The sequence below is a fragment of the Variovorax sp. 10N420 genome (assembly GCF_056394705.1).
Genome location: NZ_JBFTIJ010000012.1, coordinates 57,427 through 69,481 on the forward strand (window position 1 = coordinate 57,427; position 12,055 = coordinate 69,481).

Below are 12,055 nucleotides of genomic sequence, written 5' to 3' on the forward strand. Positions count from 1 at the left end.
CTGTGATGCCCGCCGAATTGCAATCTGCCGCTCGCACCTATCTCTTCGTGCCTGGGACCAGGCCGGAACGTTTCGACAAAGCGCTGGCCAGCGGCGCCGACACGATCGTGTTCGACCTCGAGGACGCTGTGGCCTTTGACGAGAAGGCCCAGGCGCGCGGCGTCATCGCGGCGTGGCTGCAAGCAGCAAAGCCGGCAGAGCGCTCGCGCATCGTGGTGCGCATCAACGACGCTGGCTCTCGCTGGTTCGCTGCCGACCTCGAGGCTCTGCGCGTCATCCCTGGAACCAGCGTGCTCCTTCCCAAGGCCGAGACCGCTGCGCAGATTGGTGAAATCCAGGCTGCGCTGCCCGGTTCCGCTGTCCTCGCCCTCATCGAAAGCGCGCGCGGCGTCTCCGAAGTGAACCGCATCGCGGCCGCCGGTACGCGGCGCCTCGTGTTCGGCACGCTTGATTTCGCCTTGGACCTTGACATTGACATCTCGACGGATAGCGCAGGGCTTTCCTATGCGGCGAGCCGCATTGCGGTGGCGTCGCGCTTGGCTGGCCTGCCTGCGCCGGTAGCAGGCGTCACCCCCCAGCTCGACGACGAGCGGCGGCTGCTGTCCGACCTTGCCGAGGCGCGACGGTTTGGCTTCGGTGCCAAGCTGTGCATTCACCCACGCCAGGTTCTGCCGGTCCACGCGGGGCTGCGTCCGAGCGCGGAGGCGCTGGACTGGGCCCGGCGGGTGCTGGTCGCCGATGCCGCATCTCCCGGCGTTGCGCGGCTTGACGGACGCATGGTCGACCGGCCCGTCGTCCTTCAAGCGCAACGCACGCTCGCGCTGGCCCGCGACTGACAGACCTGATCAACAACATCCACATCAGAAAGAGACAACAGCATGGCCTCCACCATCATCGATTCGCGCATCTTTGGCGACATGTTCAGCGACGCACGCATGCGCGACGTGTGGTCCGACGAGAACCGCACCGCGAAGTACCTCGACATCGAGCGGGCTCTCGCGAAGGTCCAGGGCGAGCTCGGCATCATTCCCAAGGAAGCAGCCGACGAGATCGTCCGCAATTGCAACCTGTCGCAGATCGACTGGCCCAAGCTGAAGGCCAAGACCGAGCAGATCGGCTATCCCATCATTGCCGTGGTCAACCAGATCAATGCGAACTGCCGGGACAAGCTCGGCGAGTATTGCCATTGGGGCGCCACCACACAGGACATCACCGACACGGCCGCCGTGCTGCAGATGCGCGAAGGGCTCGCACTCGTCGAAGCAGATCTTGATGAGATCGGGGAAGCACTTGCCGCGCTGGCGAAGAGGTACCGCGACACGCCTGTCATCGGCCGCTCCAATCTCCAGCAGGCGACGCCGATCACCTTCGGCTACAAGATGGCCAGCATCCTGGCCGGTGTCGATCGTCATCGTGAACGCCTACGGCAACTCAAGCCTCGCGTCCTGATGGGCGAATTCGGGGGTGCATCGGGAACCTTGTCCTCGCTGGAGAAGGGCGCCATGGAAACCCAGACTGCGCTGATGAAGGAGTTGGGCCTGGCGCAGCCCTTGATCTCGTGGCACACGGTGCGCGACACCATCGCGGAAGTGGGGGCCTTCCTCGGCCTGGTCGGCGGCTCGCTTGGCAAGATCGCCATGGACGTCAAGCTGATGATGCAGACCGAAGTGGCCGAAGTCTTCGAGCCGTTCGCGCCGGGCCGCGGCTCGTCGTCGACCATGCCGCAGAAGCGCAACCCCATCTCCTGCCTCTATATTCACGCCAACATTTCTGTTGCGCGCCAGCATGCGGCGGCGCTGATGGATGCAATGGTGGCGGACCACGAACGCTCGACCGGGCCATGGGAAATCGAGTGGGTGTCGCTTCCCGAGATCTTCTGCCTGATTTCAGGGGCATTGAAACAGACCAAGTTCGTCCTGAAGGGGCTTGAGGTCGACACGACTCGCATGCGCGCCAATATCGACATGACAAACGGTCTCGTGATGTCAGAAGCCGTGATGATGGGGCTTGGCCCGTACATCGGCCGTGAATATGCCCACGATCTGGTGTACGACTTGTGCCGCCAGGCACTCGCCGACAACCGTCCGCTGATCGAGATCCTGGTCGACCACCCGGAGATCCGCAAGCACGTCTCGCGTGCCCAACTCAATGCAATGTGTGACCCGGCCAACAACCTCGGCCAAGCCGGTGTCATGGTCGATCGCGTGCTCAGCGCGCGGCGCTGAGACCGTTCAGTCCGCCGCTTCAATCCAGCCGGCGCAGACCGGTATGCATTCGTGCGCCTTTCAAACCGGAGACAACGTCGTGAACACCCGAAAACTCTTGAAGCTTCTCTATGTGCAGGTCCTGATCGGCCTGATCCTCGGCATCACCGTAGGCCACTATTGGCCGGATTTCGGCGCCAGCCTCAAGCCGATCGGCGACGGTTTCGTCAAGCTGGTGAAGATGATGATTGCGCCGGTGGTGTTCTGCACGATCGTCACCGGCATCACCTCGCTGGGTGATTCAAAGGAAATCGGCAAGACGCTTCTGAAGGCCATGGGTCTGTTCTATGCCCTGACGATCCTCGCGTTGATCACCGGTCTCGTCACCGTCTTGGTCATGCAACCAGGCGCCGGCATGCACATCGATCCAAAGAACCTGGATGCCTCGGTGGCGACACGGTTCGCGAATGAAATTCACATCCATGGCTTTACCGACTTCGTGCTTCACATCATCCCCAATGCCTTCTTCGGTGCGTTCGCCGACGGCGAGGTATTGCCGGTGCTGTTGCTGGCCGTGTTGTGCGGCTTCGGCCTGACCCGCATCGGAACGGCAGCCAAGCCGGTGCTCGAAGGCATCGACGGCTTCTCGCACATGCTTTTCGCGGCGTTCGGCATCATCATGCGACTGGCACCGTTCGGCGCTTTTGGGGCGATGGCCTTCACCGTCGGCCGCTACGGCATCAAGTCGATCGGTTCGCTCGGGTTGCTGATCGGCACTTTCTATGTGGCCTGCATCTTCTTCGTCGTTGTGGTGCTGGGGGTACTGTCGCGTCTGCACGGTTTCAGACTGTGGCAGCTGATGCGCTACATCAAGGAAGAACTGCTGGTCGTGCTCGGCACCTCCTCGAGTGAACCGGTGCTCCCCCGTCTCCTGCTCAAGCTTGAACGGCTGGGTTGCAAGAAGGGCGTGGTCGGGCTGGTGCTGCCGACAGGCTATTCGTTCAATCTCGACGGAACGGCCATCTATCTCACGCTGGCGTCGATGTTCATCGCCCAAGCCTGCGATATCCATCTGTCATGGGGCCAGATCGCATCGATGCTGGGGATCATGCTGCTGACCTCCAAGGGCGCGGCAGGCGTGACCGGCAGCGGCTTCGTCGCGCTGGTGGCCACGCTCACCGTCATGCCCGAACTGCCGGTTGCCGGGGTGGCGCTGATCGTGGGCATCGATCGCTTCATGTCCGAGGCGCGCGCACTCACCAGCACCATCAGCAACGCCGTGTGCTGCGTCGTGGTTTCGATCTGGGAGAACGCCTGCGACAGGGAGGTGCTAAGGCGCGAATTGGCCGCCAACTACGGCGATACCGAGCACGAACTCGAAGGGGGCTCCGTGGACTTGCCAGTGCCGCTCGGGAACACCGGCGCTGCGCACTGACATCCGTCCGAGCCCTGGGCACGGCCCGTTCCTGATCGTCAACTCACCGCGCGGCGGCCTTCCGGCTTGCCGCGCTTTGCTTTCATCCCGGAGAAGAAGGCATAGAGTTGCTGCGCTGCCGGCGACAAAGTCCGGCCTTTGCGCCGGATGAGGCCGATCTTGCGGGTGATCACCGGGTCATGAAGCGGAATGCTCACCAGCAACGGGTGGTCCGCGTCCGGCATCGCGATCGAGGGCACCGCAGCCACGCCGAGTCCCGCTTCCACAAGGCCGAGCATCGTCGTGACGTGCTGAGTCTCGTAGATGCTCTGCGGACGGCCAGGCAGCCCGGAAAGGGCCTGATCCAGCAGCAGCCGGTTGCCCGACGCCTTGCTCACCGAGATGTAGTCGTATTGCGCCAGTTCGGTCCAGCTCACACGGCGCTTTCCGGCAAGCGGATGGTCGCGCCTGCAAGCGGCTACGAAACGCTCTTCCAGCAAGGGCTTGAACTCGATGTCCGGCTCCTCGCCGCCGACGAAGTTCAGCCCGAAGTCGGCCTCGCCCCGCGAAACGGCCGAGAGCACTTCGTTGGCGCTCGCATCGAAGACCCTCACCCGGATCTTGGGGTATCGCTCGTGGTAGCGCGAAATCACCTGCGACAGGAAGTAATAGACGGTCGAAGGCACGCAGGCGATCGTCACCTCGCCCATTCGGGTGGCCGCCACGCCGCGGATGCCCAGGAGCGTGTGGTCAAGGTCGTCCAGGAGTTGCTGGACTTTTCGATCGAAGTCGCGCCCCACTGAGGTCAGGCTCACGCGCCGGGTGGTGCGATCGAGCAGTCGCACGCCCAGCGCCTCCTCGAGCTTTTCGATGCGTCGACTGAAGGCCGGCTGCGATACATGCAGCGCCTCGGCAGCCTTGCGAAAGCTGTTGAGCTCGGCCACGGCCCGGAATGCTTGCAGGTCGTTGAGATTGAAGTTGATGGGCATGACGGAAAGCTCCTGAGCAACATCACTGATCCACAGTTTGCATCAATCGATCATCAACATGCAATTCACAGAAGCCTGCGAAGAGCGGACCATTCGATCCAGGTCCACCGGAGCAGACAAATTGAACACCCAGAAGATTCGCGGGATTGCCGCGGTTGCGTTGGCGGCATCCTTGGCTTGTGGCAGCGCGGCAGCGGCCTTTCCTGAAAAGTCGCTCACGCTCATCGTCCCGACTGCGCCAGGGGGCGCCAACGACGCCATGGCACGCGTCATCGGGCAAGCCATGTCCGCGATCCTCAAGCAGCCCGTCATCGTCGACAACAAAGCTGGCGCCAACGGTGCGATCGCCAGTGAATATGTGATGCGTGCGGCGCCTGACGGCTACACACTCATGCTGGGCTATATCGCCACGCATGCAATGAACCCGGCGCTGCAAAAGCTGCGCTACGACCCTTCCAAGGACTTCGAACCCGTCGGCATGGTCGGGTCGTCGGCCACGGTGATGGTGCTCAATCCAACTGTCAAGGCAGGCAATGCGAAGGAAGTCGTGGCGATGCTGAAGGCTGCGCCGGACAAGACCAGCTACGCATCCGCGGGCAATGGCACCGCGCCGCACTTTGCGGCCGAGATGTTCAAGCTTTCGACCGGCACCAGCATGCTGCACGTGCCCTACAAGGGATCCGCGCCGGCGATTACCGACACCATGGGTGGCCAGACGCAAATCATGTTTCCAAGCCTCTTTACGGCGATGCCCTATGTCAAGGCCGGCAAGTTGAGGGCTGTGGGCGTGGCAGGGCCCAGGCGCTCGGCGCTCATGCCCGACCTGCCAACCCTGCAGGAGCAGGGCATCGCGGACGTCGACGTCTCTCAGTGGTACGGCATCTTCGCGCCGGCCAAGACGCCGAAGGCGGTGATCGAGCAGCTCAACAAGGTGCTCAATGAAGCACTTGCCGACAAGAGCGTGGTCAAGCGCCTGGAGGACCACGGTGCCGAAGTCTCGACCATGACGACCGACCAGATGCGCACCTACGTCGCGCAGGAGCAGATCAAGTGGAAGAAGGTGGTTCAGGCCGCCAAGATCACCGCAGATTGAGATGAACAGGTCTATCCCTTGCGTGCTGATGCGCGCCGGTACTTCACGGGGTCCATTCTTCCTGCGCGAATGGCTGCCGGACGGCGACGAGGCCCGTGATCAGGCGCTGATCGGCGCCATCGGCGCGTCGGACCCGTTGCAGCTCGACGGCGTGGGCGGCGGCAGCACGCTCAACAGCAAGGTCGCCATCGTGTCGCGTTCGTCTCAGCCGGGCTGCGACATCGACTATTTGTTCGCGCAGGTAGGCGTCGGCCATCGTTCCATCGACACCCGGCCGAATTGCGGGAACATGCTATCTGGCGTCGCGCCTTTCGCGATCGAACAGGGGTTGATTCCTGCGACGAACGGCACCACCAGCGTTCGGGTCTACAACGTCAACACCAGATCGCGCATCGACGTGACGGTGCGAACGCCCGGCGGCCGCGTCACTTACGAAGGCGACGCGCGCATCGATGGGGTGGCCGGCACGTCGGCGCCGATCCTGCTCAACTTTCTCGACGCGTGGGGGGCGGTCACGGGGCAGGTCTTCCCGACCGGCCGGCGCATCGACACGATCGGCGGTATGGAGGTGACGTGCATCGATGCCGCCATGCCGCTGATGATCGTGCGCGCCGGCGATCTCGGTCTCACCGGGCGCGAGAAGCCTGCGGCGCTCGATGCGGACGCGACCCTGCTCGAGCGCCTGGAGACCCTTCGGCTGGAGGCCGGGCGCAGGATGGGTCTGGGCGACGTATCCAACAGCGTCATTCCAAAGCCGGTCCTGGTGAGCGCTGGCGAATTGAAAGACAGCATCACCTCGCGCTACTTCACTCCGCGCAAATGCCATTCATCACATGCCGTGACCGGAGCGATCGGAGTGGCGAGCGCGTTTGCGCTGCCGGGGACAGTCGCGAGCGGGCCAGCGCGCGAACCGGGGCTCCACAAGCTGGTCGTATTGCATCCTGCGGGACAGATCGACGTCGAAGTCGAGTTGAGGGGCAGCGGCGGTGCCGCGCGCGTGGAACGCGCGGCCCTGGTCCGCACGGCGCGAAAGATCATGCAAGGCGAACTGCATCTACCCGACTATGTGTTCTCCCGTCCTGAAGCACGAGACGCGGAGTCGTGCGACTTCCCGCACAAGGCTCTGACCATCATCGTGCCGACCCGCGCTGGTGGGGGCAACGACACCATGGCTCGCATCATCGCGGCCAAGCTGGCCCCGCTGCTCGGCCAGCAGGTGCTGGTTGACAACCGGGCCGGGGCGAATGGCGCCATCGCCAGCGAATACGTGGTGCGCTCTGCGCCCGACGGACATACGCTGATGTTTGGCTACGTCGGTACGCACGCGATGAACCCGGCCCTGCAAAGCTTGGGCTACGACCCGGTCAGCGATTTCGAGCCGGTCGGGCTGATCGGTTCTTCGCCGACCTTGATGGTCACTCATCCTGATCTGGATGCTGCCGACCTGCACGCGATCGTCGCCAGGCTCAAGGGCGCACCGCGCTGTTTCAGCTACGCATCCGCCGGCGAAGGGACGCCGCCGCACTTTGCCGCCGAACTGTTTCAGCTCAGCACCGGGACGAGCATGGACAGTGAAACATACGAGGGAGCGGCGCCTGCGATTGCTGACACAGTCATGGCTCGAACGCAGATCATGTTCCCCAGCTTGTTCACCGCATATCCGTTCATCCGTGCGGGCCAGCTGCGCGCGTTGGCAGTGGCAGGACCGAAGCGTCTGAAGGCGCTTCCTGCGGTGCCGACACTCGCAGAGATGGGCGTAGCGGGGGTCGATGTCGTGCAATGGTATGGACTGTTCGCGCCAGCCGGTACACCGGCCGCAGCCATTGATCGCCTCAACAAAGCGCTGAACGATGTGCTTGTCGATCCAGAGGTCGTCGAACGCTTCGAAAGCCACGGCGCGCGCACCGAGCCCGGAAGTGCCGATGCGCTTGCGCAAAGGATGAAGGAGGATCTGGACCGTTGGCGCCGAGTCGTCGCTCAGGCAGAGATTGCACCGAAAGAGTCGCGCCCACTCGATCTTGATTGACGCGTGGGTCCCAGCGGCTTGGTGCCAGCGTGACGAAGGCCCTCATCGTCTGTGGGGCAGGCGTCGGGCGGCTTACGTGCGAGCCACGCCCACGCCCAGCCCGCCATCGACCATCAGCGCGTGCGCGTTGACGTAGCTCGATTCATGAGAGATCAGGAACAGACAGCTGTATGCCACTTCCCAGCCGGTGCCCTGGCGGCCGAAAGGCACGGCCGCCGCGCGGCTCGGCCGGCGCCGTGAGGCGTCGCGGCCCATGGGGGTGTCCATGAGGCCCGGCAGCACTGCGTTGCAGCGGATGCCCTTGGGCTCGCCAGCTACCGCGATGGAGCGCGCGAGCGCCACCTGCGCTGCCTTCGATGACTCGTAGGCCGGATTGCGCCCGGTGTTGCGCACCGCTGCCAGCGAGGACATCAGGACGATGGACGAGCCCGGCGACATCACCTCCAGCGCCGCTTGACTGAACAGCATGTGACTGCGCACGTTGACCGCGTACTCCTCGTCCCATGTAGCAGCAGATTGGTTGGCGAGCGGCAGCGCGCGAGAGATGCCGACGTTGAGCACCATCCCGTCGAGTCCGCCCAGGCGTTCAGTGCAACGCCGCACCAGCGGCGCAATCGCGGCGGCATCGCGCACATCGGCCACTTCGGCGAAGGCCCTGCCGCCTTCGCGTTCGACCAGTTCGCAGGTCCGGTCCACCGCGGGCTGCGACATGTCCACGCAGGCCACACTCGCGCCTTCGCGTGCGAACAGCAGCGAGATCGCACGGCCGTTGCCCACCGGCGGGTCTTCTTCGGGAATGTCGCGCTGGCCGGCGCCGATCACAAGCACGCGACGGCCCTGTAGCCGGCCGCGGCCGGGCGCCCGGCCCAGCGTTTCTTCGTGCATCTGAAGGGCGGGTGCGAGTTCCTGGGGAGCGAGGTTCATGGTTCTGGGAGCTGTTGTTGTCGGAAAGAGCAAAGGGTGGATGCCCGGCGGGCGGTGCGGTTCACTCGATCGTGCCGGGTGGTTCGATGTCGACTTCGAAGTTCTCGAGAAATCGGCTGACCAGCATGTAAAAGCCGATGACCAGCGTGAGCTCCGCGACGATGCCCGGCGAAAGCCGCTCGCACAGCGCCTCGAACATCGCGTCGGGCGCCTTCACATGCAGCAGCACCTGGTCGGTGTAGGCAAGCACCATCTTCTCGGTCTCGTCCAGCGCGGCGGTGTTGGCACCTTTGTCGAGCGCCGCGATCTTGTCTTCTGCGAGTCCCACGCGGCGGGCGACTCGCTTGTGCTGGTGCACCTCGTAGGACGCGCCGCTCAGGATCCCCACGCGGAGGATCGCAATCTCGCGCAGCCTGGAGTCGAGCTTGTTGTCACGCAGGATCGCACCGCCCAGAGCGAGGAAGCCCTCCGCGGCCTTGCCCGCGTGCGGGAGCATTCGGTAGAGGTTGAGCGGCGGGCGCGAAGCGATGAGGCGCGTGTACGACTCGGGAGCCTGCGCGAGGTCGAAGTAGGGAATGCGGGCCATGTGTCTCGTGAAGTGGTTGGAGGGAATGAAGGAATGCCCGGGCCCGCGTTGCGGGCGCCGGCCGGTCACACTGCTCGAGGCAGATCGCCCGCGTGCGGCGTTTGCCGCCTCAACGGGTTTCTCCGACAGTGCTCGCGATCAATGATTTGTAGAGCGCCACTTCGTCGGTCAACATCTTCTGGATTGCGGGCAGGTCATCCATCATCGGTTCTGATCCGTTCGCGCGGAGCGATGCCGGGTACTCGTGACCATTCAACACGCGACGGACCGCTGCCTTGAGCTTCTCGGTGACGGGAGCGGGTGTTTCGCTGCGGACCAGAAAGATGTCCCAGCTGTAGTAGGAGAACTCGGGAAAGCCGCTTTCGGCCACCGTCGGTACGTCGGGATAGTTCGGATGCCGCGATGTGCCGGTCACTGCGAGCGGGCGGATCTTGCCAGCCTTGATGAGCTCCTGTGTTGCCGTGGCGTCGCCATAGGCGATGTCGACACGCCCGGCAGCAAGATCTGGCAGGGCGACCGGATATCCCTTGTACGGCACGTTCTGCAGCTTGATGCCGGCCATGTTGGCGAGCCGCTGCGACGTCAGGTAGTAGCCATCCGAGTAGGTGGCAATGGTGAGCGGATTGGGCCTGGTTTTCGCGACTTCGGCCAAGGCACGCATCGAGGTGATTTTCGAGTCGGGCGGCACGGTGAAGATGGCCGGCGCGCGCAGCATGCCTCCTATCGGCTTGAAGTCCTTGAACGGGTCGTAGGGCAATGTTTTGCCGAAGGCGACGGGGATGGTCATTCCTGAGGAACTCCCCACCAGCAAGGTATAGCCATCGGCCGGCGCCATTTTGACGCCCGAGAAAGCAATCACCCCGTTGGCGCCGGGACGGTTGTCCACCACCACCGGCTGGCCGATTTCCTTGGAAAGCGCATCGGCAAAATTGCGTGTGCTGGTATCCAAGCCGTTGCCGGCGGGAAACATCAGGATGATTTTGAGCGGTCGGTCCGGAAATCCCGACTCCTGCGCCGCAGCGCCAGCACTCATCAAGAGCGCAGCGCTCGCGGTCGCGGCCATCGCGAGAACCGCCATTTGTCGACGAGTTCCGATAAAGGTGATGTTCACTGGTCTTCTCTCCTTCGCTTTCAGGCCATAGGCCTAGACACTGTCTCCCTGAGTAAAAAAAAGACGGCTTGACTGTCGCGTTGTCTCCTGAGGCGAAAACCAGGCCCTCTCACATGCGCGCGAGGTACTCCTCGTAGCCCGGCTCGAGTTCAACGTCCATCGTCTGCAGGAAGCGACTCACGCACACGTAGAAGCTTGCAGTCAGCACCAGCTCTACGACGGCCGCATCGTCGAAGCCGCAAGCCTTGAGCTGCACTACCGTGGCCTCGGAGGCCGAGGGGCCACGAGTGACCTCCTCGGCGAGCTGAAGGACGGCGCGCTCGCAGGCATCGAAGAGGTCGGAGGCGCGCCAGTTCGCGAGCGCATCGATCTGCGCATCGCTCACGCCGGCGGCGATGGCCATCGGCAAGTGGTGCGCCCATTCGTAGGCGGTGCCGGCGACCTGCGCGCCACGCAGAATCAGCAGCTCACGCACGGGGCGCGAAGTCTTGGCGTTCAGGCGCAGCGGCCAGGCGAAATCCAGCCAGGCGCGAAACATCTCCGGCGCGGTTCCAAGCACGCGATACAGATGGGGCATGTGGAAGTCGGGCCCGCGCGCCGCGCGAACCTGATCAAACAGGCTTTTCGCGGCGGGGTCTTCGGGATGATCGGGAAGCAGGGGAACGCGGGGCATGGCGTGGTCTTTCGAAATGGGCTCAGGCGGCCTTTGCTTCGGGCTTCGGGTCGGGCTTGAGGCCCGGCGAGGGCGCGTTGCCCGCGGTGGTGCCAGCGTCCACCGGCAGGATCACGCCCGTCACCCAGCGAGCCTCGTCGCTTGCAAGGTAGGCCACGGCATGGCCTACATCCCACCCAGAGCCCTCTGTCTGCAGCAATGAGCGCTTGCGGCGCTGTTCGCGCACCTCGGGGGTCATGCGCCCTGCGACCATCGGCGTGTAGACCATGCCCGGCGCCACACAGTTGACGCGGATGCCCTCGACGCCGTGGTGCGCGGCCATGGCGCGGGTCATGTTGACCACCGCCCCCTTCGAGGTCGGATAGAGCAGGGCCGGTGTGCCGCCGATCAGCCCGGCAACCGAGGCGATGTTGACGATGGCGCCGCTGCCGACCTTGCGCATCTCGGGGATGGCGTACTTGGCCATGAGCATCATTGAAGTGACGTTGACGCGCAATGCGCGGTCCCACTCCTCGACGTCGAGGTCGACCGCGTTGCCGGCGGGCCCGCCGATGCCGACGTTGTTGACGAGGATGTCGAGGCGCCCCCAGGCCTCGACCGCGCTGGCCACCGCCTGGCGGCACTGCGCGGCCTCCGACACGTCGCATGCCGCGGCGAGGGCTATGCCACCGCCGGTCGAGATCATGCGTTCGGTCTCGCGGGCGGCCTCCAGCTGCATGTCGAGCAGCAGCACCCGAGCGCCACGGCGTGCGAGCAGGATGGCCGCGGCACGGCCATTGCCAATCTCGGCGGTGCGCGAGCCAGCGCCAGTCACGATGGCGACACGCCCTTCGAGGCTGCTGCTCGCCGCTTGGGAATGGGTCGTTGAGGAAGGAATGGATGAGATGGTGTTCACGGCGAGGGCACCCGGCCGATCAGTGGGCGCAATGAATGAATGACGTCCCGCAGCTTAGGACCGCATCTGAGTACAAGGAACGGTGTTTCTCCTAGGGTGAAACGTTTCATCAAGAGGTGTATGGCCGATGTGATCGGCGC

General features: G+C 64.1%; 11 protein-coding genes. 5 read left to right on the forward strand and 6 right to left on the reverse strand.

Features of this window, described 5'->3' with window-relative positions:
• Positions 1-5 precede the first annotated feature (5 nt).
• From AC1DEK_RS24760 to dctA, 3 genes are all read left to right on the forward strand, one after another.
• Positions 6-836 (forward strand): HpcH/HpaI aldolase/citrate lyase family protein, encoded by an 831-nt coding sequence (locus AC1DEK_RS24760; RefSeq protein ID WP_478127956.1) that lies wholly within the window; start codon positions 6-8, stop codon positions 834-836.
• A gap of 42 nt (positions 837-878) precedes the next feature.
• Complete coding sequence (locus AC1DEK_RS24765) at positions 879-2,225, forward strand: class-II fumarase/aspartase family protein (RefSeq protein WP_478127957.1); 1,347 nt, start codon at positions 879-881, stop codon at positions 2,223-2,225.
• 79 nt (positions 2,226-2,304) lie between these two features.
• Positions 2,305-3,639, forward strand: coding sequence for a C4-dicarboxylate transporter DctA (dctA, locus tag AC1DEK_RS24770; RefSeq protein ID WP_478127958.1), 1,335 nt, complete (start codon positions 2,305-2,307; stop codon positions 3,637-3,639).
• A gap of 38 nt (positions 3,640-3,677) precedes the next feature.
• Here dctA and AC1DEK_RS24775 read toward each other — a convergent pair whose 3' ends face one another.
• Entirely contained in the window at positions 3,678-4,607 is a 930-nt protein-coding gene (locus tag AC1DEK_RS24775; protein ID WP_478127959.1) for a LysR family transcriptional regulator, read from the reverse strand.
• A gap of 121 nt (positions 4,608-4,728) precedes the next feature.
• Between AC1DEK_RS24775 and AC1DEK_RS24780 the strand changes: the two genes are divergently transcribed.
• Positions 4,729-5,700, forward strand: a complete 972-nt coding sequence (locus tag AC1DEK_RS24780; protein ID WP_478127960.1) for a Bug family tripartite tricarboxylate transporter substrate binding protein — start codon at positions 4,729-4,731, stop codon at positions 5,698-5,700.
• Position 5,701: 1 nt separating this feature from the next.
• Positions 5,702-7,726: a 4-oxalomesaconate tautomerase gene (locus AC1DEK_RS24785; RefSeq protein WP_478127961.1), complete on the forward strand. Its 2,025-nt coding sequence runs from the start codon at positions 5,702-5,704 to the stop codon at positions 7,724-7,726.
• Between the two features lie 72 nt (positions 7,727-7,798).
• On the opposite strand, the gene AC1DEK_RS24790 is transcribed toward AC1DEK_RS24785, so the two are convergent.
• The 5 genes from AC1DEK_RS24790 to AC1DEK_RS24810 form a co-directional block, all read right to left on the reverse strand.
• Positions 7,799-8,650, reverse strand: coding sequence for an SDR family NAD(P)-dependent oxidoreductase (locus AC1DEK_RS24790; RefSeq protein ID WP_478127962.1), 852 nt, complete (start codon positions 8,648-8,650; stop codon positions 7,799-7,801).
• Between the two features lie 61 nt (positions 8,651-8,711).
• The gene (locus AC1DEK_RS24795) at positions 8,712-9,236 is read right to left on the reverse strand and encodes a carboxymuconolactone decarboxylase family protein (protein WP_478127963.1); all 525 of its coding nucleotides are present in this window, start codon (positions 9,234-9,236) and stop codon (positions 8,712-8,714) included.
• 109 nt (positions 9,237-9,345) lie between these two features.
• Positions 9,346-10,347 (reverse strand): Bug family tripartite tricarboxylate transporter substrate binding protein, encoded by a 1,002-nt coding sequence (locus AC1DEK_RS24800; RefSeq protein ID WP_478127964.1) that lies wholly within the window; start codon positions 10,345-10,347, stop codon positions 9,346-9,348.
• 109 nt (positions 10,348-10,456) lie between these two features.
• On the reverse strand, positions 10,457-11,020 hold the full coding sequence (locus AC1DEK_RS24805) for a carboxymuconolactone decarboxylase family protein (protein ID WP_478127965.1): 564 nt from the start codon (positions 11,018-11,020) through the stop codon (positions 10,457-10,459).
• Positions 11,021-11,042: 22 nt separating this feature from the next.
• Complete coding sequence (locus AC1DEK_RS24810) at positions 11,043-11,915, reverse strand: SDR family NAD(P)-dependent oxidoreductase (protein ID WP_478127966.1); 873 nt, start codon at positions 11,913-11,915, stop codon at positions 11,043-11,045.
• Positions 11,916-12,055: the final 140 nt, after the last annotated feature.

What these genes read in the sequence shown, in the direction of transcription:
- AC1DEK_RS24760 (WP_478127956.1), top strand. Translation starts at nt 6, where the DNA reads ATGCCCGCCGAATTGCAATCTGCCGCTCGCACCTATCTCTTCGTGCCT.
- AC1DEK_RS24790 (WP_478127962.1), bottom strand. Translation starts at nt 8,650, where the DNA reads ATGAACCTCGCTCCCCAGGAACTCGCACCCGCCCTTCAGATGCACGAA.
- AC1DEK_RS24775 (WP_478127959.1), bottom strand. Translation starts at nt 4,607, where the DNA reads ATGCCCATCAACTTCAATCTCAACGACCTGCAAGCATTCCGGGCCGTG.
- AC1DEK_RS24795 (WP_478127963.1), bottom strand. Translation starts at nt 9,236, where the DNA reads ATGGCCCGCATTCCCTACTTCGACCTCGCGCAGGCTCCCGAGTCGTAC.
- AC1DEK_RS24805 (WP_478127965.1), bottom strand. Translation starts at nt 11,020, where the DNA reads ATGCCCCGCGTTCCCCTGCTTCCCGATCATCCCGAAGACCCCGCCGCG.
- AC1DEK_RS24765 (WP_478127957.1), top strand. Translation starts at nt 879, where the DNA reads ATGGCCTCCACCATCATCGATTCGCGCATCTTTGGCGACATGTTCAGC.
- AC1DEK_RS24785 (WP_478127961.1), top strand. Translation starts at nt 5,702, where the DNA reads ATGAACAGGTCTATCCCTTGCGTGCTGATGCGCGCCGGTACTTCACGG.